The sequence below is a fragment of the Cryptosporangium aurantiacum genome, assembly GCF_900143005.1.
GTDB classification, from domain to species: Bacteria; Actinomycetota; Actinomycetes; order Mycobacteriales; family Cryptosporangiaceae; genus Cryptosporangium; species Cryptosporangium aurantiacum.
The window spans coordinates 1,235,726-1,255,760 of sequence record NZ_FRCS01000001.1 but is presented as its reverse complement, the minus strand read 5'-3'; the positions used below and the strand labels follow the sequence as shown (position 1 = coordinate 1,255,760).

Annotated in this window: 21 protein-coding genes; 10 read left to right on the top strand and 11 right to left on the bottom strand. The window is 71.7% G+C overall.

All coding sequences use genetic code 11. From position 1 onward, the window contains the following. Positions 1-47: 47 nt before the first annotated feature. On the top strand, positions 48-1,172 hold the full coding sequence (locus BUB75_RS05535; protein ID WP_073252033.1) for an FAS1-like dehydratase domain-containing protein: 1,125 nt from the start codon (positions 48-50) through the stop codon (positions 1,170-1,172). Here the strand turns inward: BUB75_RS05535 and BUB75_RS05530 are convergent. Continuing rightward, complete coding sequence (locus BUB75_RS05530) at positions 1,169-2,749, bottom strand: class I adenylate-forming enzyme family protein (RefSeq protein WP_073252031.1); 1,581 nt, start codon at positions 2,747-2,749, stop codon at positions 1,169-1,171. The genes BUB75_RS05535 and BUB75_RS05530 overlap by 4 nt on opposite strands. Positions 2,750-2,895: 146 nt before the next feature. Between BUB75_RS05530 and BUB75_RS05525 the strand changes: the two genes are divergently transcribed. Then, a complete protein-coding gene (locus tag BUB75_RS05525) occupies positions 2,896-3,621 on the top strand; it encodes an IclR family transcriptional regulator (protein WP_073252029.1) in 726 nt (241 codons plus the stop codon). Here the strand turns inward: BUB75_RS05525 and BUB75_RS05520 are convergent, their stop codons facing one another. From BUB75_RS05520 to BUB75_RS05490, 7 genes are all read right to left on the bottom strand, one after another. Beyond that, a complete protein-coding gene (locus BUB75_RS05520) occupies positions 3,622-3,828 on the bottom strand; it encodes a hypothetical protein (RefSeq protein WP_073252027.1) in 207 nt (68 codons plus the stop codon). Then, a complete protein-coding gene (locus tag BUB75_RS05515) occupies positions 3,825-4,559 on the bottom strand; it encodes a 2-oxo acid dehydrogenase subunit E2 (protein WP_073252025.1) in 735 nt (244 codons plus the stop codon). The genes BUB75_RS05520 and BUB75_RS05515 overlap by 4 nt, the downstream gene beginning before the upstream one ends. Positions 4,560-4,566: 7 nt before the next feature. Beyond that, the gene (gene lpdA, locus BUB75_RS05510; RefSeq protein ID WP_073252023.1) at positions 4,567-5,922 is read right to left on the bottom strand and encodes a dihydrolipoyl dehydrogenase; all 1,356 of its coding nucleotides are present in this window, start codon (positions 5,920-5,922) and stop codon (positions 4,567-4,569) included. Then, positions 5,919-6,164 carry a biotin/lipoyl-containing protein gene (locus BUB75_RS05505; protein ID WP_073252021.1) on the bottom strand — a complete coding sequence of 82 codons (246 nt, stop codon included), beginning with the start codon at positions 6,162-6,164 and terminating at the stop codon, positions 5,919-5,921. Before BUB75_RS05505 ends, lpdA begins: the two co-directional genes overlap by 4 nt. Continuing rightward, entirely contained in the window at positions 6,161-7,177 is a 1,017-nt protein-coding gene (locus BUB75_RS05500; RefSeq protein WP_073252019.1) for an alpha-ketoacid dehydrogenase subunit beta, read from the bottom strand. Before BUB75_RS05500 ends, BUB75_RS05505 begins: the two co-directional genes overlap by 4 nt. Continuing rightward, complete coding sequence (locus tag BUB75_RS05495) at positions 7,174-8,112, bottom strand: thiamine pyrophosphate-dependent enzyme (RefSeq protein WP_084740235.1); 939 nt, start codon at positions 8,110-8,112, stop codon at positions 7,174-7,176. Before BUB75_RS05495 ends, BUB75_RS05500 begins: the two co-directional genes overlap by 4 nt. Before the next feature lie 181 nt (positions 8,113-8,293). After that, positions 8,294-9,508: an ABC transporter substrate-binding protein gene (locus tag BUB75_RS05490; protein ID WP_073252015.1), complete on the bottom strand. Its 1,215-nt coding sequence runs from the start codon at positions 9,506-9,508 to the stop codon at positions 8,294-8,296. Between the two features lie 262 nt (positions 9,509-9,770). Here BUB75_RS05490 and BUB75_RS05485 point away from each other — a divergent pair, with 262 nt between their 5' ends. The 7 genes from BUB75_RS05485 to BUB75_RS05455 all read left to right on the top strand — a co-directional run bounded on the left by BUB75_RS05485 (position 9,771) and on the right by BUB75_RS05455 (position 17,332). After that, positions 9,771-11,729, top strand: a complete 1,959-nt coding sequence (locus tag BUB75_RS05485) for a branched-chain amino acid ABC transporter permease (protein WP_084740234.1) — start codon at positions 9,771-9,773, stop codon at positions 11,727-11,729. Continuing rightward, the gene (locus tag BUB75_RS05480; RefSeq protein WP_073252013.1) at positions 11,726-12,535 is read left to right on the top strand and encodes an ABC transporter ATP-binding protein; all 810 of its coding nucleotides are present in this window, start codon (positions 11,726-11,728) and stop codon (positions 12,533-12,535) included. The genes BUB75_RS05485 and BUB75_RS05480 overlap by 4 nt, the downstream gene beginning before the upstream one ends. Continuing rightward, positions 12,532-13,245 carry an ABC transporter ATP-binding protein gene (locus BUB75_RS05475; RefSeq protein WP_073252011.1) on the top strand — a complete coding sequence of 238 codons (714 nt, stop codon included), beginning with the start codon at positions 12,532-12,534 and terminating at the stop codon, positions 13,243-13,245. Before BUB75_RS05480 ends, BUB75_RS05475 begins: the two co-directional genes overlap by 4 nt. Before the next feature lie 77 nt (positions 13,246-13,322). Next, the gene (locus tag BUB75_RS05470) at positions 13,323-14,462 is read left to right on the top strand and encodes a GGDEF domain-containing protein (RefSeq protein ID WP_073252009.1); all 1,140 of its coding nucleotides are present in this window, start codon (positions 13,323-13,325) and stop codon (positions 14,460-14,462) included. Between the two features lie 45 nt (positions 14,463-14,507). Continuing rightward, positions 14,508-15,485: a threonine/serine dehydratase family protein gene (locus BUB75_RS05465; protein WP_073252007.1), complete on the top strand. Its 978-nt coding sequence runs from the start codon at positions 14,508-14,510 to the stop codon at positions 15,483-15,485. Beyond that, complete coding sequence (locus BUB75_RS05460) at positions 15,475-16,188, top strand: helix-turn-helix transcriptional regulator (protein WP_073252005.1); 714 nt, start codon at positions 15,475-15,477, stop codon at positions 16,186-16,188. The genes BUB75_RS05465 and BUB75_RS05460 overlap by 11 nt, the downstream gene beginning before the upstream one ends. Before the next feature lie 43 nt (positions 16,189-16,231). Further along, the gene (locus tag BUB75_RS05455; protein ID WP_073252003.1) at positions 16,232-17,332 is read left to right on the top strand and encodes a beta propeller repeat protein; all 1,101 of its coding nucleotides are present in this window, start codon (positions 16,232-16,234) and stop codon (positions 17,330-17,332) included. Positions 17,333-17,338: 6 nt separating this feature from the next. Here BUB75_RS05455 and BUB75_RS05450 read toward each other — a convergent pair whose 3' ends face one another. Both BUB75_RS05450 and BUB75_RS05445 read right to left on the bottom strand, forming a co-directional pair. Next, on the bottom strand, positions 17,339-18,406 hold the full coding sequence (locus tag BUB75_RS05450; protein ID WP_073252001.1) for an MBL fold metallo-hydrolase: 1,068 nt from the start codon (positions 18,404-18,406) through the stop codon (positions 17,339-17,341). 57 nt (positions 18,407-18,463) lie between these two features. Then, on the bottom strand, positions 18,464-18,760 hold the full coding sequence (locus BUB75_RS05445) for a DUF1330 domain-containing protein (RefSeq protein WP_073251999.1): 297 nt from the start codon (positions 18,758-18,760) through the stop codon (positions 18,464-18,466). A gap of 67 nt (positions 18,761-18,827) precedes the next feature. Between BUB75_RS05445 and BUB75_RS05440 the strand changes: the two genes are divergently transcribed. Continuing rightward, on the top strand, positions 18,828-19,253 hold the full coding sequence (locus tag BUB75_RS05440; protein WP_073251997.1) for a ribosomal protein L7/L12: 426 nt from the start codon (positions 18,828-18,830) through the stop codon (positions 19,251-19,253). On the opposite strand, the gene BUB75_RS05435 is transcribed toward BUB75_RS05440, so the two are convergent. Next, positions 19,232-20,035 (bottom strand): GNAT family N-acetyltransferase, encoded by an 804-nt coding sequence (locus BUB75_RS05435; RefSeq protein WP_073251990.1) that lies wholly within the window; start codon positions 20,033-20,035, stop codon positions 19,232-19,234. The two genes, BUB75_RS05440 and BUB75_RS05435, sit on opposite strands and share 22 nt — an antisense overlap.

The following is a 20,035-nucleotide window of genomic DNA, read 5'->3' as shown; positions in this document are numbered from 1 at the left end:
CCATATCCGCGAACTGACGTTCGTATAAGCGAACGACGGGACTGAGGATGACGACCGAAGCCACGCGCGAATTTCCCCAGATCAACGCTCAGCAGGTACAGGACCTGCGAGACATGATCGGCAAGCCGGTCCGCAGCGACCGGCCACACGTCACCGAGCTGACCTCGGACGCCATCCGGCACTACGCGTTCGGAATCGGCGACCGCAATCCGCTCTGGACGGACCCCGACTACGCCGCGGCGCACGGGCGAACGCAGCTCGCCCCGCCGTCCGCCTTGCTCGCCATGGACAAGGTCTTCAGCGGCTACGTCTCCGGGCTGCCGGGCATCCACGCGATGTACGCCGGCGCCACGTTCGACTTCACCAGGCCGCTGCGGGTCGGCGACCGGCTCACCGGCGAGGCGACGCTCGCGGAGCTGATTGAGCGGCCGAGCCGGTTCGCCGGACGATCCTGGCAGCAGATCTACCGGGTCCCGTTCCGCGACCCGGACGGCGAACTGGTCTGCACCGGCCACTCCTACTGCTTCCGCACCGAGCGCGACAGCGCCCGGGAGGCGAAGAAGTACGAGGAGATCCGGGTCGAGTGGTCGCCCGAGCAGATCGCGGACATCGCCCAGCGCTACCGCGACGAGGAGGCGCGCCGGCGCGGCGCGACCCCCCGCTACGTCGAGGACGTCACGGTCGACGAGCACCTGCCCGCGGTGACCAAGGGTCCGTACACCGCGACGACCGCGATCGCGTACCTGCTCGGCTGGGGCGGCCTCTACGTGCGCGCCCACGGCGACGCGTTCGACCTGTTCGACCGGCACCCGGCGCTGGGGATCCCGAACGAGTGGGGCGTCCCCGAGCCACCCGAGCGGGTCCACTGGGACCCGGACCTGGCCCGCCGCGTCGGGGTGCCCGGCGCCTACGACTACGGGCCGGAGCGGGTCTCGTGGATGGGCCACGTCGTCACCGACTGGATGGGTGACGACGGGTTCCTGCAGTACCTCGACGTCCAGGTGCGGCGGCACAACGTCCTCGGCGAACTCGTCACCTGCGACGGCCGGGTGACCGCGGTCGACACCTCGACGGGGACCGTCGAGGTGTCGCTGTACGCGGTCAACCAGGACGGTCACGAGTCCGCGCGCGGCACGGCCCGGGTGGTCCTGCCCCGGCGTCCCGCGGCTTAATCGGGCCATTCCTGCGCCAGCCGCGCCTTCACGACCTTGCCCGCGTCGTTGACCGGCAGCGGCTCGGCGCGGATCCACCACCGGCTGGGGACGGCGAAGTGAGCCAGCGAAGCCCGTGCCCAGCGTTCGAGTTCGCCCGCCGTGGGTTCCGCGCCCGCGGCGGGCACCACGGCCGCCGCGACAATTTCGCCCAGGTCCGGGTCGGGCAGCCCGATCACCGCGACCTCGGCGACGTCCGGGTGCTCGTGCAACACGGTCTCCACGCGAACCGCGGACACGTTCTCGCCGCCCCGGATCACGACCTCCTTGCGGCGGCCGGTGATGTAGAGGAACCGGTCGTCGTCCAGCCGGCCGAGGTCCCCGGTGTGGATCCAGCCGTCGGCGTCGAGCGTCGGGTCGCCGGGCAGGCCCCAGTACCCGTCCATCGACGACGGCGACCGGACCAGCACCTCCCCTTCGCCGTCCGCCCCCGGCTCGGAGATCCGGACCTCGACGACCGGGCCGAGCCGGCCCGAGGTGCCCGGACGCGCGGCGACCTGCTCGCCGACGCCGGTGCTCACGACGCCGCCCGCCTCGGTGAGCCCGTAGGTGCGGCCGACCCGGCGCCGGCTGTTCGGGAACGTCGTCGACACCCGCTCCAGCAGCTCGTCGCTGACCGGCGAACCACCCAGAACCACGGTGCGCAACGTCGGATATTCACGCCCGGCGGCGTCCGGGTGCCGCAGCAGGCGGTCGGCCATCGTGGGCACGCCGGAGAACATCGTGACGCCTTCCCGGTCGATCAGGCGCAGCACCTCCTCCGGGTCGAACCGGCCGGCCGGGAAGACCACCCGGCCACCGGTCATCAGCGGCACCAGGATCAGCTGGATCGCCCCGATGTGGAACAGCGGCAACCCCACCAGCGTGACGCTCTCCGGCGCGTCGTCGGCGATCTCGTGCGGCAGCTTGCGGGAGACCACGAGCAGCGTCTGGAGGTTCGCGATCAGGGACCGGTGGGCGAGGACCGCACCCTTCGGAAAGCCGGTCGTCCCGGCGGTGAACAGCACGACCGCGGGCGCGTTCTCGTCCGCGGGGTTCGGCAGGCGGGCCGCGGCCGGCGCGTCCCAGACGTCGTCGGTCACCAGGTCGGTCAGCGCGATCCGGCGCAGCTCCGGTGGGACCCGCTCGGCCCGCCGTTCGTCGCAGACGACCACAGTCGGCGTGACGACGCCGCACGCGTGCGCCAGCTCCGCCCCCGCCCACCAGCCGTTGCACGGCACGGCCACGGCGCCCAGCGCGATCGTCGCGAAGAACGTGGTGACCCACTCGTGCGAGTTCGCGGCGTACAGCGCGACCCGGTCACCCTCGCCCACCCCGTACTCGCGGAGCCGGTTCGCTACCGCCTGCACGGCCCGGTGGTGCTGGGCGAACGTGATCCGACGCTCGCCCTGGACCAGGAACACCCGGTCGGACCAGCGCAACGACGCGTCGAGCACATCGGACAGGCTCCGGGGACGGGTGGCGTACATCAGGCAGGGGTGGCCGTGCAGCGTGCTCTCGACCACCTCACTGCCCCACCCCGAGGACGACTGGAACATCTATGCTCCGTCCGTATATCGGAACTGGCGTTCGCTTATGCCAACGTAAGAGGCCCCGGAAGGCCTGTCAACGGGTCGCGATTCCGCGGGGCGCACAATGGTCCCGGACACGCGGTGGGGCCACGGACGTGGTGGGAGGAGCAACGATGTCGGACGCCCTGGCGCGCGAACACCGGACGGTCAGCCGGGTGACGACGATCCTCGAGGCGGCCGGGCAGAGCCGGGACGGCGTCCGGCTCGCCGGGCTGGCCTCGCTGCTGGGCGCGCCGAAGTCCTCGGTGCACGGCCTGGTGAAGGGTCTGGTCGCCACCGGTTACCTGGAGGAGCAGGCGGGCGTCTACCGGCTGGGGCCGGCGCTGGACGTCCTGGTCCGCCCGGCGCGCGCGGAGTTCACGCTGTCCGCCCGGCGCGCGCTGGAGAACCTCCAGCGGTCCCTCGACGAGACCGCGATCCTCTGCCGGCTGGTGGGCGACGCGGTCGTCTATGTGGAGATGGTCGAGTCCGGCCAACTGATCAAGTACTCCGCGCCGCTGCACCGCCGCCGGCCGCTGTACCCGACCAGCTCCGGCAAGTGCTTCCTCGCGCACTTCTCCCCGCGCCGGCGCGACGCGTACCTCGCCGAGCACGTCGAGGCGGCCCGGCGTCCGCTGATCGTGGAGGAGCTCGACCGGGTGCGGGAGCAGGGTTACGCGGTCAACCGCGGCGAGACCGTGCCGGACGTGTCGGCGGCCGCGAGCCCGATCCTCGTCCAGGGACGGGTCGTGGCGTGCCTGGCCGTCGCCGGCCCGAGCGCCCGGATCACCGACGAACTCGATCGGGTCGCGGCCGAGATCCGCGTGGAGGCCGCCCGGGTCGCGCAGGGAAGGTTCTGATCAGCGCGCTTCGAGCTCGACGATCCGGGCCTCCAGCTCAGCCACGATCGCGAGCAGCCCGAGCACCGCTTTCCGGAGCACGATCTGGTCGTCCTTGTTGATCCGGGTCGCGTCCAGGTCCTTCAGCCGGTCCAGCAGGCCCGCGGTCAGCACCGCGTCCGGCGTCGCCTCGATCTCCCGCACCGAACTGCCGATGTAGCCGGTCATCGCGTCACCTCGTCTGCCCACTGCGGGTCTTCCAGGCGACGCCTGACGTCGGTCAAGAACCGCGCGGCGTCGGCGCCATCGACGATCCGGTGGTCGTAGGAGAGCGCCAGGTACACCATCGACCGGATCGCCACCCACTCCGCGCCCTCGCCGTCGAGCAGCGCGACCGGGCGGCGTACGACCGCGCCGGTGCCGAGGATCGCGGACTGCGGCGCGTTGATGATCGGGGTGTCGAACAGCGCGCCCCGGCTCCCGGTGTTCGTGATCGTGAACGTGCCGCCGCTGCCCTCGTCCGGCCGGAGCTTGTTCTCCCTGGTCCGGGCCGCCACGTCGTCGATCGCGACCGCGAGCCCGGCCAGGTCGAGGTCCCCGGCGTCGTGGATCACCGGCACCATCAGGCCGCGGTCGGTGTCGACCGCGATCCCGAGGTGTGCAGCGGGGTGGTACTCGATCTCGTTGGTCTCCGCGATCACCGAGGCATTGACGATCGGGTGCTCGGCCAGCGCCTGCACGGTCGCCAGCGCGAAGTACGGCAGATACGACAGTCCGACGCCGTGCTGCGCCCGGAACGCGTCCTTGTGCCTGCGCCGCTGCTCGGCGACCGCGCTCACGTCCACTTCGACCACGGACGTGAGCTGCGCGGACGTCTGCAGCGACTCGACCATCCGGCTCGCGATGATCCGGCGCATCCGGGTCATCCGCTCCCGATGAGGAGCCTGTACCTGTGTCATGAAGACCCTATCCGTGAACGTGGAGCGGCTTCCCGGCCAGCAGCAGGTGCGCCTCGCCGATGGCCTCGGACTGCGTGGGATGCGGATGGATCAGCCCGGCGACCGTCGATGCCGACGGCTGCAGCGCGTACAGCACCTGGGCCTCCGCGATCAGCTCGCTCACCCGGTCGCCGACCAGGTGGGTACCGACGACACGATCGCCGGTCGCCACGAGCTTCACCGCACCGCGGGTGCCGAGGATCGCCGATCGCCCGTTCCCAGTGAGGTCGTAGGTGACGGTGCGGACGGCGTCCGCGCCGTACCGGTCGACCGCTTGTGCCTCGGTCAGCCCGACCGACGCGACCTCCGGCGAGCTGTAGGTGACGCGTGGTACGCCGGCGTAGTCGATCGGTTCGACGGCGAGCCCGGCGAGGTGTTCCGCGGCCAGGATCCCCTCGGCGAACCCGGCGTGGGCCAGCTGCGGCGTGTTCAGCAGGTCGCCGACGGCGTACACCCCGGGCACCGACGTACGGCAGTACTCGTCGACGACGACGTGGCCGTCCCGGATGTCGACCGGCAGGCCTTGAGTGTTCGCCCGCCGCCCGACGGCCACCAGGAGCAGGTCTGCCTCTAACGTGGAACCGTCGTCCAGGGTCACGCGGACGCCGTCAGCGATCCGCTCCACCTCGGCCGCCCGCGACCCCAGCCGCAGACCGATCTTCCGCCGCCGGAACGCCCGCTCCAGCAGCTTCGAGCTCGCCTCGTCCTCGCTCGGCAGCAGCCGCGGCAACGCCTCGACGATCGTCACCGACGCGCCCAGCGACGTCCACGCGGACGCGAACTCGCAGCCGATCACGCCCCCGCCCAGCACGATCGCCGAACCGGGCACGACGTCCAGCGCCAGCGCGTCCTCGGACGTGAGCACGGCTCGGCCGTCCACGGTGATCCCCGGCGGCACCACCGGCGACGAGCCGGTGGCGAGCACGATCGCCGAACCGCGGTACTCCTCGTCGCCGACCCGCACCGTGTCCGGGGCGACCAGAAGCCCCTCCCCCGACACCACCGTGATGCCGCGAGCGGCGATCAGGCCCTGCAGGCCCTTCCAGTTCTTGGCGATCACCGCGTCCGTGTATTTCTGGACGCCGGCCGCGTCGACGCCGTCGAACGTGGCACGGATGCCCACGCCGGCGGCGCCGCGGGTGGCGTCCGCGACCTCACCGGCGTGCAGCAGCGCCTTGGTCGGGATGCACCCGCGGTGCAGGCAGGTGCCCCCGACCTTGTCCTTCTCGACGAGCGTGACCGTCCGACCCAGCTCGGCGGCGCGGAGGGCTGCGGCGTAGCCCCCGGATCCGCCGCCGAGCACGACCAGATCCGAGGAACTCACGCGACCTCGATGGTGGCGATCTCGGTTCCGACCGGGTAGACCTCCTCCGGCTCGGCGGTGCCGTGCCGGAGGATGCCGGACGCCGGTGCGGCGACCTCGTTCTCCACCTTGTCGGTGGCGACGACGTACAGCGGTTGCTCCTCCTCGACGGTCTGCCCGTCCTCGACGAGCCACTCCAGGAAGGTCACCTCCGTCGTGGCCATCGTGAGCTTCGGGACCTGGACGGGAACCTTCTGAGTCATCGGGCGTATCCCACGGTTGCGCGAACGGCCGATGCGATGCGCTCGGCACTGGGGTAGACGGCGGTCTCCAGCTCCTTGGCGGCCGGGATCGGCCGGAACCGTGCCCCGACGCGGGCCACCGGCGCCCGTAACTGGCCGAACAGGTCGGTGCTGATCCGAGCCGCGAGCTCGGCACCCGGCCCGGCGAACTCCACCGCGTAGTGCGCGACGACGGCCCGGCCGGTGCGGCCCACCGACTCCAGCACCGCGGGCACGTCGAGCGGAACCAGCGTGCGCAGGTCCAGCACCTCGACGTCGATGCCCTCGTCTTCCAGGGCCTTCGCGGCGTCCAGCGCGTCGTACACGCCGCGGCCGTAGGTGACGACCGTGACGTCCGAACCGGACCGCTTGACGTCGGCCTTGCCGAGCTCGACGACGTAGTCGCCGGTCGGGACCGGGCCGCGCTTGCCGTAGAGGATGTTCGTCTCGACGAACAGCACCGGGTCCGGGTCGAAGATCGCGGCCTTGAGCAGGCCCTTGGCGTCCGCGGGCGTGCTCGGGACGACGACCTTGATGCCCGGGATGTGCATGAACCAGGCCTCGAGCGACTGGGAGTGCGTGGCGCCCGAGCCCAGGCCGCCGAAGCTGGAGGTCCGGACCGTGATCGGGCACGGCGTCCGGCCGGCGGAGGTGAAGCGCGCCTTCGCCGCCAGGTTCACGATCTGGTCCACGGCGATGCCGATGAAGTCCATGATCATGATCTCGGCGACCGGGAGCTGGCCGTCGATCGCCGCGCCGATCGCCGCACCCGCGATCGCGGCCTCCGAGATCGGCGTGTCCAGGACCCGGTGCTTCCCGTGCTTGGTGGACAGCCCGCTGGTGACATGGCTGACGCCGCTGGCGGGGTCGGCGAGGTCCTCGCCGAGCAGGAAGACCCGCTCGTCGGCGGCCAGTGCCTCGTCCAGCGCCTCGTTCAGCGCGTTCAGCACGGACAGGGTCTTGGTACTGGGCTGCGCTTCGGTCGTGGCGCTCACGAGGGGATGCCCTCCATGTTCACGAAGACGTCCTGGTCGAGTTCGGCCAGGTCGGGGGCCTGCGCCGCGAGGACCTCGGCGAGCGCGGCGTCGACCTGCGCGGTGGCGTCCTGCTCGATCGCGGTGAGGTCGCTGTCCGACAGCAACCCGGCGTCGATCAACCGCTGCCGGTAGCGCGGGATCGGGTCCGCGTCCTTGGCCGCCTGCAGTTCGTCGGTAGGCATGTACTTCTGCTGGTCGCCGAAGTAGTGGCCCTCGAAGCGGAACGTGACCGCCTCGATGAACGTCGGTCCGCCGCCGGTGCGGGCGCGCTCGACCGCCGCGGTGACCGCGCGGTGCACGGCCTCGGGGTCGTTGCCGTCGACGCGCTCACCGGCCATCGCGTACGCCAGGCGCCGGTCGACGACCTGGTCGATGTTCATCGTCTCGCCGACCGGCGTCATCTCCGCCCAGAGGTTGTTCTGGCAGACGAAGACGACCGGCAGCTGCCAGGTCGAGGCGAGGTTCATGCCCTCGTGGAACGAGCCGGTGTTCGTCGCGCCGTCGCCGAAGTTGACCACCGCGACCCGGTCGCTGCCCTGCTGCTTCGCGGCCAGCGCCAGCCCCACGGCAACCGGTACGCCGGCGCCGACGATGCCGGTGGTCAGCGCGACGCCCTGCTCGGGCGCGGTGATGTGCATCGTCCCGCCCTTGCCCTTGGACGCGCCGATGCTCTTGCCGAGGATCTCCCCGAGGATCTCGGTGAGCGGCACGCCCTTGCCCACCAGGTCGTGGATGCCGCGGTAGGTCGTGACCAGCCGGTCGTCACGGCGCAGCGCCGCACCGACCCCGGCGGCGACCGCCTCCTGCCCGCGAGACGGCCAGATCACTGCGAAGAACTCGCCCCGCCCGATGCCCTTGCGCAACCGGGCGTCGACGGCCTGCGCCAGCGTCATCGTGGAGTACAGGCGCCGGGCCAGTTCGGTATCGATCGGTACTTCCGTAGTCGACGTCAATCTGCACTCCTCTTCGAGTACGGATGGCCGGAACCTAACATTTGTTCCGGTCACGCTAGCAACGGCTTCGGACAAGCCGCAAGGGTGCGGCCCTCGCCGCGAAGGCCGCACCCTGGTCGGCTCAACCAGAGACGACCTTGCCGCAGAGCGGCGAGGCCTTCGGCTCGGGCACAAAGGCGCTGCCCTCGAGCTTCAGGAAGTACTGGCACTGCTCGTCGGCTTCGATCGTGGTGAAGTCGCGCGGCGACGGGTAGAGCCCATCGGCGTCCCAGGTCTTGTCGGCCCGGAGGTCGGAGATGAACTTCGCCTGATCGGCGTCGCAGCCCGCGACCTCGAGGCCGTGCAGGAAGATGTCCGCGGTCATCCAGCCCATGGTCTGCGCGAAGCCGGGGATGCCGGACTTCGACCCGGCGTGGTCCTTCAGCGCCTTGGACATCCGCTCGGTGCCCTCGTTCTTCAGCTCGTTCGGAGCCCACCCGGTCGTGAACGTCACACCCTGGCCCGCCTGCACCGCCGGAGCGGATTCCAGCAGGTCGTTGCCGTAACCGGTGGCCGAAACGACGGCCTTCGGCGTGTAGCCGGCCTGCTTGAGCCCGGCCACGATCGCGAACGACGTGTCCGGGTTGATGCCGAACTGCACGACGTCGGACTTCGACTGGATGATGCCGAGCACGATCGCGCCGACGTCGGTGCTGCCGAACGGCACCGTGGTGTTGACGTAGCCGCGCTTGAGGCCCGCCTGCTCGGCCGACCGCAGCGACGCCTCGAGGCCCTGCTGGGAGCTCGGGCTCTCGTAGGCCACGCCCGCGACCTTGGTCCCGCCGACGCTCTTCAGGTAGTCGCCGGCCGTCGTGTAGGTCTTCGAGTAGTTCGGCACCGGGATGGCCGGGAACAGGTTGTTCTTCGTGTTCTGCCATTCCTTGGCACCGTCGAAGCCACCGCCGATGATCGGCGTGCCCTTGGCGGCCGTGGTCAGGTACGGGGTCGCGCCGTAGAAGAACGAGCTCACCGCGAGCACGGTGTAGACCTTGTCCTGCTGGATGAGCTTTTGCGACGCGGTCAGCGCACCCTGCGCGTTGGACTGGTCGTCGGCCTTGACGGTCTCGAACTTCTTGTCAGCGCACTTGCCGCCGTCCTCCTCGTACGCGGCGAGCCGGGCCTCCGCGCCCGACACCGTGCCCTTGAACGCCGCGCTGTTCGGGCCGCTCAGCGACGTCAGAATGCCTACTTTGACGGTGTCGCCGGGGGTGCTGCTGCCGCCACCGTCACCGCACGCCGCGACCACGAGCGCAACCGCGCAGGCTGCTCCGATCGCGGCGATGCCTCTTCCGCGCATGCTCCACCTCGTCCTCTCTGACATTTGTGGAAACGTCGAAATTTTGCCGACCACAGACACTGCGGTCGATAACGCCCGCCTCGGAGGCCTTAGCGCCTTCCCGCACGTCTGCTACGGGACGCATGGGGGCCGCAATCATTTCTAAGGATTGAAAAATTTACAAGCGTTGACGCACATCACATTGCTGCAGCACTCTGTGATGGATCCGCTGCGTGGGAGCCCGCACGACGCAGTGCTCCCGTCCCATGTGCTTGGAGGCTCCGTGCTCTCCTATGTCCTCGCCGGGCTGGCCCTCGGCTCCATCTACGCCATCGCGGCCGGCTCGCTCGTGGTCACCTACGTGGCGTCCGGCATCTTCAGCCTCGCGTTCGCCGCGATGGCCTTCACCGTCGCGCGGGTGTACTACGCGCTCAACACCGAAGCCGGCTGGCCGATCCTCCCCTCGGCCGTCGTCGCGCTCCTGGTGTTCGCACCGATCTTCGGTGCGGCCCTGTACTGGCTCCTCTTCCGGCATCTCCGCCAGCGTTCGATGCTGGTGAAGCTGATGGCGACGATGGGCCTGTCGGTCGCGCTCCCGCCGCTGGTGGAGCTGATCATGGGGCACCTCACGAGCGTCACCGCCCCGGGCTTGGCACCTCGTCCACTCGCGACGTGGCACCCGTTCGGCGCCGTGCTCAACGCCGATCAGCTGGTGGCCTACCTCGGCCTCGCCGTGGTCCTGCTGATCGGCGTCGGCGTACTGCGCTTCACCGACGTCGGGCTGAAGGTGCGCGCGCTGGTCGACTCGGAGGCGCTCACCGGCCTCTCCGGCACCAGCCCCGGCCAGGTCTCGCTCGGCGTCTGGGCCGCGAGCGCGACGCTCGCCGGCCTGGCGGGCATCCTGATCGCCCCGACCGCCGGTCTCTCCGCGGAGGGCATGACCGTGCTCATGTCCGCGGCGTTCGCCGCGGTCGTCGCCGCCCGCCTGCGCAGCCTCCCGATCGCGGTCAGCGTCGCGCTGCTCATGGGTCTGGTGACGACCGTGATCCAGAAGTACTTGGACCCGGAGAGCCCGTTCACCGCCGCGGTCGTACCCAGCGTCCCGTTCGCGTTCATGCTGGTGTTCCTGCTGTACTACGCCGCCCGTGGGCAGGCGGGCGACACCACCGCCGGTGGCGCGCTCGACCGCGCGATCAGCGTCCAGGACGAGACCCCGGCGGCACCGGTCACGGCCGGGAAGTCACGGCTGAGCCGGTTCGGTCCCGGCCTGATCCCGACGGTCGTGTTCGTCGCGATCGTGGCCGCGCTGCCGCTGACGCTGAGCGAGTACTGGGCGGGCCTGGCCGCAGCGGGCATCGCGCTGGCGATCGCGCTGCTCTCCTACACGCTGGTGACCGGCGAGGGCGGCATGGTCTGGCTCTGTCAGATCACGTTCGCCGGGCTGGGCGCCGTGCTCTCCGCCGAGCTGACGACCTACCAGGGCTGGCCGCCGCTGCTCGCGGTCGTCGCCGCCGCGATCGTCGTGGTTCCGCTCGGCGTCATTCTCGGCGTGCTGACGATCCGGCTGGGCAACCTGTACGTGGCGCTGGTGACGCTGGCGTTCGGCCTGCTGGTCCAGACGCTGGTCTTCACCAGGGACCGGTTCTACAACTTCGGGTCGGGCCAGCCGATGCCCCGCCCGTCGTGGGCGGTGGACAACCAGACGTTCGCGCTGCTGACGCTCGGCGCGTTCCTCCTCCTCGGCCTCGTCGTGCTCAACCTTCGGCGGTCGACGGCGGGCCTCGCGATGAGCGCGGTGCGGTGGAGCGAGAACGGCTCCCGGACGCTCGGCATCAGCGTCGTCCAGGCGAAGGTGCTGGTCTCCGGCGTGGCGTCGTTCGTCGCCGCGGTGGGTGGCGGGTTCCTCGCGATGAACTTCCAGTCGTCGCTGCCCGACTCGTTCGCCCCGTTCCTGGGCCTGGTCTGGCTCGCGGTCCTGGTGACGCTCGGCTCGCGATCGATCATGGCCGCGCTCGCCGCCGGGCTGCTGTTCTACCTGATGCCCGGCCTGTTCTCGACGTACCTGCCGTCCGACCTGGCCGGGGTCCCGGTCATCCTGTTCGGTCTCGGTGCGATCGCGCTGGCCAACCACCCGGAGGGCGCGGTCGCCCAGAACGGCGCCGCGATCGCCCGGCTGGTGGCCCGGTTTCGCACCGGCCGGACCCCGGTGATGGCGTACGCCAAGGCAGAGGAGCGAGCATGACCACTGCAGTAGAGGCACCGCCCCGCCTGGCGGCGCGCGGCGTCACGGTTCGTTTCGGTGGGCTGGTCGCCCTCAGTGAGGTGGACGTCGAGGTACCGGCGCAGTCGATCGTCGGGCTGGTCGGGCCGAACGGCGCCGGGAAAAGCACGCTGTTCGGCGTCCTGTCCGGGCTGCTCAAGCCCACCGCAGGCACCGTGCTGATGGACGACGAGGACGTGACAGCCGCGACGCCCCAGGCCCGCGCCCGCCGCGGCCTGGCCAGGACGTTCCAGCACCCGGAGCTGTTCTCCACGCTCACCGTCCGGGAGCACATCGTCCTCGGTTACCGGATGCGGCACAGCAAGAGCCGCCTCTGGACCGACCTCCTCACCGGCGGCGGTTTCCGCCGCCCGCCGGCGGCCGAGACCGAACGGGTCGACGCGCTCGTCGACGCGCTGCACCTCGGGAGCGTGCAGCACGCGCCCGCGGCCGGGCTGCCGCTCGGCACCAGCCGGCTGGTCGAGGTGGCTCGCGCGCTCGCCGTCGACCCGCGTGTGCTGCTGCTCGACGAGCCGTCCTCCGGCCTGGACGTGCGGGAGACCGAGGAGCTCGCGACCACGCTGCGGGAGCTGGTCGCCGACCACGGCGTCTCATTGCTGCTGGTCGAGCACGACGTGCCGCTGGTCCTCGGGATGTGCGACCGGGTGCACGTCCTGGACTTCGGTGTGCTGATCGCCGCGGGCACCCCGGCCGAGATCCGGGACGACCCGGCGGTGCGCGCGGCTTATCTCGGTACGGCGCTCGACGACGAACAGGAGCAGGCATGAGCGAAACCCTGCAGGTCAGTGACCTCTCGGTGCGGTACGGCGCCGCGCAGGCGCTGGCCGAGGTCTCGTTCGAGATCCCGCCGAACAGCGCGCTGGCCGTGCTCGGGCCCAACGGCGCGGGCAAGAGCACGCTGGCCCGCGCGCTGTCCGGCCTGGTGCCGAAGGCCGGGGGCACGGTCCGCTTCGGCGACCGCGACCTCACCAAGCTGTCCCCCGCGAAGGTGCGGCGGGCCGGCCTGGTCCACCTGCCCGAGGGCCGCGGGGTGTTCCCCGGCCTCACCGTGCTGGAGAACCTCCGGATGGGGCTGGCGGTCGACAAGGGACGCCGCGCGGAGGGGCTGGACCGCGCGTTCACGCTGTTCCCGGTCCTCGGCGAGCGGCGTCGGCAGCTCGCCGGGACGCTGTCCGGCGGCGAGCAGCAGATGCTCTCGCTCGCCCGCGCGCTGATGATCGAGCCGAAGCTGGTGATCGCCGACGAGATGTCGCTCGGCCTGGCCCCGAAGCTCGTCGACCTGATCTTCGAGAGCCTGGGACGTGCCCGGTCGGCCGGGGTGTCGGTGCTGCTCATCGAGCAGTTCGCCGGGCGGGCGCTGGACTTCGCCGACCAGTGCCTGATCCTGCAGCGCGGCCGGACGTCCTGGTCGGGCCCGGCGGACGCGGCGGGCGAGGAACTGCTCCACCGGTACCTGGGCGAGGCGACCGCGGCCTGATCCGGTCAGATCCGGCCGTCGCCTGCCGACGAGACGAGGGGAGTGCGCCTCGGCGACGGGTGACGAAAGGCAGCGACATGCGATTCCGGCGGTCCGGTCGGGGGCGCGCACGCTCCCCCGCCGGTGCCATCGGTCCCGCCGCGCCGGAGCCGACCGCCGCCGAGGCGCTGCTGCGGCGACGCCGGTCCACCGAGATCACCGGCATCGGCGTCGGCGCCGTGGGGCTCGTCATGGTTTTGATCAGCTGGGCGGTTCGGGGGTACCTGCCACCCGAGCTGGAGCGAGCGGCCCCGCTCAGCGTCGCGTCTTTCGGGCCGCTCACGCTCGCGGTCTGCGCCGCGGGTGTGCTTGCGGTGCGGTTCGCCGGAAACACCCGCCGGTACCAGCAGGTCGGCGTCCTGCAGATCGGGCTGAGCGTGGGCGCCGTCCTCGCCGCGGGCATCGTGTTGCCGGTGACCAGCCGGGCCGCGGGCGCCTGCCTGGTGGTCCTGCCGATCCTGGTGGCCGGAATCCGGTTCGGTCGCCGGGGTGCGGTGTTCACGTGGATGTGCGGTGTGACCGGGTACGCCTCGGTCTCCGGGATCCTCGCCGCGACGGCCGAACACCACACCCGCGTCGGCCCGGCTGCCGAGGCGTCGATCACCGGGTTCGTGTTCGCTGCCGTGCTCGGCTTCTTCGTCGCCTGGACGATCGGCAACCAGACCGCCGCCGTCGACCGGCAGGTCGCGGCGCTGGCCGCCGCCCAGGACGCGCTGCAGTACCAGGCGACCCACGACGCGCTCACCGGGCTGGCGAACCGCGCGCTGCTCTACAGCCGGGACGCCGCCCTGCAGGGGAACGGTGCGCTGCTCGGGATCGACCTGGACGGGTTCAAGGGCGTCAACGACACCTACGGGCACGCGACCGGCGACGCGGTGCTGCGGACCGTCGCGTCCCGCCTGCGCACGTGTGTCGGGACGGACGACCTCGTGGTCCGGACGGGCGGCGACGAGTTCGTCATCGTGCTGCGGGGAGCCGACCGGGACGCGGCCGAGGCCGCCGCCCACCGCGTCCGCACCGCGCTCACCGGGCCGGTGCCGACCGACGACGGCCCGCTGCGGATCGGGGTCAGCGTCGGTGTCGCGGTCACGTCCGGCCCGGGGCCCTGGGACGTCGACGCGCTGGCCGCGCAGGCGGACGCCCGGATGTACGCGGAGAAGGCCGCGCACCGGCGTTGAGCCGGGACTTCAACACTGTGTGGAGATGATCTACAGTTTGTTGACGTGACAGAAAACCTCGTAGACCTCCCCGCGATCGAGGCTGCGGCGCGCCTCATCGAGGGCGACGTCGTCCGTACCCCGACGGTGCCGAGCACCGGCCTGAGCGAACTGCTCGGGGTACCGGTCACCGCGAAGCTCGAACTGCTGCAGCGCACCGGGTCGTTCAAGGTCCGTGGCGCGGCCGCGAAGCTGCGGCTGCTCGACGACGCCGAGCGCGTCGCGGGTGTGGTCGCGGTGAGCGGCGGCAACCACGGCATCGCGGTCGCGGCGATGGCCGATTCACTCGGCGTCAAGGCGACGATCGTGATGCCGCGCTCCGCTCCCCGCCGCGCGGTCGAACTCGCCGAGCGGCACGGCGCCACCGTCCAGCTCACCACCGACGTGACCGAAGCGTTCGCGCTCGGCGGGCGCCTGCGCGCCGAGGGTTTGACGCTGATCCACCCGTTCGACGATCCGGACGTCGTGGCCGGTCAGGGCACCGTCGGCCGGGAGCTGGCGCAGGACGCCGGTGCGCTGACCGACGTCCTGGTGAGCATCGGTGGCGGTGGGCTGATCAGCGGGATCGCCGCGGCGATCCGCGCGCTGCGGCCGGGCGTCCGGATCTGGGGTGTGGAGACCGCGGGGTCGGACGCGATGGCGCGGGCGCTCGCGGCGGGTGGTCCGATACCGATCGTGCCGACGTCGATCGTCACCACGCTCTCCCCGCCCGCCGTCGCGCCGCTGACCTACGCGCACGTGCGCGCGCTGGTCGACGACGTCCTGGTGGTCACCGACGCCGAGGCGGTCCGCGGGACGCTGGAGATCGCCGAAGCCGCGAAGGTCTGGACCGAGCCGGCCGCCGGGTGCCTGCTCCCCGCGGCCCGGCGGGTCGTCGAGCAGGCCGGCGGTGACTGCCGCCTCGGGCTCGTGCTCTGCGGTGGTAACGCGACCGTGGCGGACGTGCTGGCCTGGGCTTCCCGGTTCGGCGTCGATGTCAGCTGAGGCGCCCGGCCCGGCTGAGACGCCCCGGTCGGCTGACTCGTGGGCCACGCCGGAGTTCGCGGCCGCCGCCGCCCGGGTGGTGGACGCGTACCGGCCGCTGGTCGAACCACTGGCGCAGGCCGTCGGACCCGGCGTCGAGGTCGTCCTGCACGACCTGAGCAAGCTGCCGAACTCGGTGGTCGCGATCGCCGGGGGCCTGAGCGGCCGCACGGTCGGCGCACCGGCCACCGACCTCGGGCTACGCCTGCTGATGCAGGACGATCCGCCGGAGAGCATCATCGGGTACCGCACCGAACTGCCCGGCGGCATCGTCTGCCGCTCCTCCACGATCTTCCTGCGAGGCGAGGGTTCCGGCGGGATCGACGCCCACCGCCCGGTCGCCGCGCTCTGCCTCAACCGGGACATCGGTCAGCTCGTCGCGGCCCGTGACCTGCTCACCGCGCTGGTCGACACCCCGGCGGTGAGCGGGCACGACCGGACCGAGACGTTCTACGCGTCGGTCGAGAACCTCACCGAGGACCTGCTGCGCCGCGCGATCGCGACCGTCGGCGTCGATGTGGCCGCGATGTCCAAGGCGGACAAGACCCGGGTCGTCAAGGACCTGGAGAGCCGGGGCTTCTTCCTGATCAAGGAGTCGGTCGAAATCGCCGCCAAAGCGCTCGGCGTGAGCCGATACACGATTTACAACTATCTGAACGACTGACGACCGACGGCCTCCTGACCCGGCCCGGGGTGACAATCGAACCGTGCCGGAACCGCCGTCCCCCCACCGCCGCTACGGCCTGCTGGCCGCGCTCGTCGCCGCGGCCGCGGCCGTGACCGCGTCGGTCGCCCTCTTCGCCCCCGACCCGAAGCCGGCGCCGGAGGACCCCGACCCCCAGCCGGTCCGGTGGAGCGCGACCGCGAACCAGGTCGCGTTCGCCGACGAACAGCACGGCTGGGCGCTGACGCCGCGCTGCGGCGCTCCGACCCGCTGCGACCCCCGGTTCTGGCGGACGCTCGACGGCGGCGCGACCTGGGAAGAAACCGCGTTGCCCGTCGACGAGCTGGGACGCGACACCGGCGTCCACCTGATCGCGGTCGGACCACGCACGGTCACCGTGGAAGCCGGCAGGCGCCGCTGGCTGAGCACGGACAGCGGGGCCACCTGGCGGCGAGGTCTCGCCGTCGACGCGCTCCGCGCGCCGGGGACGCCGCCCGCGGGGGTCCGGCTGCGGACGACGTCGGGCACCCGGGCGGACCAGCAGCAGAAGACCCGGCCGCCGCGCCTGCTCGCCTGGTACGCGCCGGACTCCGGACAGCCGACGGCCTTTCCCGACCAGCCCTCCTGGCAGCCGATCTCGGTCTCCGCCGCCCGGGACGGCAGCGTCTGGGCGACCGGCGGCAACGCCCAGGTCGCGGTGTGGGCGGGCCGCTGGCAGCTGGTGACGCCGGTGCTCCCACCGCCGCCCCGGACGTTCGTGCAGGTCGCCGCCGTCGACCGGCTGACGGCCTACCTGCTGGTCTTCGGAGCGGACGAGGAGAGCCTGCTCCGCCCGACCGCGATCTCGCTCACCACCGACGGCGGCCGCACCTGGCAGCTGCGGTCGCTCCGCGGTTCGACGCTGCGCGGCAGCCGGGACGCCGCAGCGGTCAACGGCAGGCTGGTGGTCGTCGACTCGCACGGCGGGGTGCAGATCCTCGTCCCGGGCCGGAAGCTGGCCGCACCGTACGCCGTCGAGGAGGTCCCGGCGCTGTGGGCACTGGACTCCACCGGCGGCCGGCTACTCGGCACCGGCATGCAGGACGGCCGCTACTGGACGACGACCGACGGCGAGAAGTGGGCGCAGCTGCGTCTCCCGGCCTGAAGCGCCCTACACCCGGCGCCAGGCGTCCTCCGCGCCCGCACCGGGGGTGACGAGCCCGCGCCGCTGCAGGTGGACGAGGTGCGCGTAGGTCTCGCCGATCGCGGACCGGCGGATGAAGCCGCGGTTCTGCTCCCACGGTCGTGACCAGGTGAGCTGCGCGGCCACCTGCGCCGTCGTCGGGCCGTCCCCGGCGTCCAGCCTCGCGAGGATCTCGTCCAGCCGCTGCTCGTGGTGGCGGAGGAGCTGCCGGACCCGCGCCGGAAGCCCGGCGAACCGGTACTCGTGAGCGGGCAGCACCTCGGCGACGTCGAGGTCGCCGAGCAGCGCCAGCGAGTCCAAGAACTGGCCGAGCGTGTCCTCGTCACCGAGCGGGGACGAGGAGATGTTCGGGCTGATCCGGGGCAGCACGTGGTCACCGGTCAGCAGGACGTCGTGGTCGGAGTGGGCCAGGCAGATGTGCCCCGGCGTGTGGCCGGGCGTCCAGACCACACGCAGCGGCGTGCCCGCCCCCATCGGCCGGTCACCGTCCTCGAGCAGCACGTCGACCTCGCCCTGCTCCCAGAGCGGGCCCTCGGCGTCCACCGGCGGCAGCATCTCGGGCTGCTCCTCATCCGGGACGCCCCGGCGGCGGAGCCACTCCCGGTCGGTGTCGACGAAGTTCTCGATCGAGGAGAACGAGCGGAGCACGGTCGCGTCCAGACGGTGCATCGCCACCCGGGCGCCCGAGACCTCGCGGACCCGGCCGGCCAGTCCGAAGTGGTCGCCGTGGAAGTGGGTGACGATCACGGTGTCGATGTCCGCGAGCTCGTGCCCGGTCTCCCGGACGCCGTCCACCAAGCCCTGCCAGGCGTCCTCGCTCGGCCAGCCGGTGTCGACCAGCGCCAGCCCGCTCTTCGTCTCGATCAGGTAGGTGAGCACGTACCGCAGCGGGTTGTGCGGCATGGCCGTGGGCACCGACCACAGGCCGGGACGGACCCGCTCGACCGGCGGGAGGATCCGGTCGCGCCAGGCCAGCTGCTGCGCGGTCCCGGTCACCGTGATCGCGTCGCCGGCCGGAGTGGTTGTCTCAGTCACCCAGCCAGCCGAACATACGGTAAGGATTACGACAACGAGATCTGGGTCACCGCGGGATCACCGGGAAGGCAGCCCGGCCAGCAGCAGGACGACGCCGGTCGTGGCGGCCACCCGGTCGGTGGAGATCTCCTTGTACTCGGGCGAGTCCGCCCAGCGGCGGAAACTCTCCGCGTCGTCGAACGCCATCAGGATCGCCTTCTGGTGGCCCCACTCGCCTTCGACGACGACCGGCGACTCATCGGCGGAGAGCAGCCGGCCGCCGTACTGGAGGAGCACCGGGAAGAACCCGGCGACGTATCGGTCGTAGCGGGGACGATCGTGGATCGAAATCTGCGCAAGGGCGTAAACGGTCACGCGGCGGATGTTAGGAGGTGCCGGACGCCCCGCCTGTCAGCTTCCGGACGCGAGGTTGAATAGGGGTATGGACAGCGTGCTGCTCGTTGCGTTAGTCATCGCCGTTATCGGCCTGGGTCTGATCACGACGGCACTCGCCGGACGCGACCGGCGGGAACACCGCTCGGCGCGGCAGCTCGCGTCGGTCGAACGCAAGCTCGACGTGATCATCGCCCACTTCGGGCTCGACGTTCCGGAGCAGCAGTATCCCGAGGTCGTGGCGCTGCTGGACAAGGATCAGAAGGTCGCCGCGATCAAGGTGTACCGCGAGCAGACCGGCGTGGGCCTCAGGGAGGCCAAGAACGCCGTCGAGCAGATCGAACGCGGCAAGGCCGCCCCCGTCTCGGTCGCCGAGCCTGCCGACCCCGCCGAGCCCGCCGAGCCCGCCGAGCCTGCCGCGGCGCAGCCCGCAGGAGCACAGCCTGCGAAGACTCAGCCCAGCCCGGGCGAATAGACCGCGCCGAGCGGCGGCTCGACGTCGAGCGTCCGCATCAAAACGTCGAAATCATCAACGCGGAACCCGGCCGCGAGCAGTCGTTGCAGCGCGGGATGCGGGCCGGGCAGGCAGCACGCGACCTGATCGGCGCGAAGCGCCGCGACCGCGGCGAACAACGCGCCGGCCGCCGACCCGGGATCGGGACAGCTCAGGTGCGCGAGCACGGTCGGCAGGCCCGGCTGCGCCGCGCCGACCGCGATCACCCGCGACCGGTTCCGGACGACGAACGCCTCGCCCCAGTACGCGAAGACGCCGGGACGGGGCTCACCGCCGGTGAGCGCGGCCTCCGCCGCAGCCGCTTTCGCGGCGGAAACCCACTCGACCCGCAGGGCACCGCGCGGTAACCGGGACGTCGGGCCGCTGACGTAGAGCAGCGGCCAGGACGGGACGAGGCCGGCGCGGGCGTAGAGCGGCAGGGCGGCAGGATGTTTCGAGCTGAACGTGTAGCGGCGAGGCGCCGCCGGGGGCCAGAGACGGCCCAGGAGTGCGGTGGCGACTCCGCGGGCGTGCATTGCCGGGTCCACGAACAGGTCGGTGAGCAGCGTTCCGGACGACGTCGGCAGCGTGGCCGCCCAGCCGAGGACCCGATCGCCGTCGACCGCGGCCAGCGCGGTACCGGTGGAGCGGAGCAGCGCGACGTAGGCGGCGTCCGCCCCGGAGTCCCGATCCGACTGTCCGGTGGCGTGCGTGATCGCCCGAATTCCGGCCAGATCCGCTGACTCCACCGCGCGGACGATCAC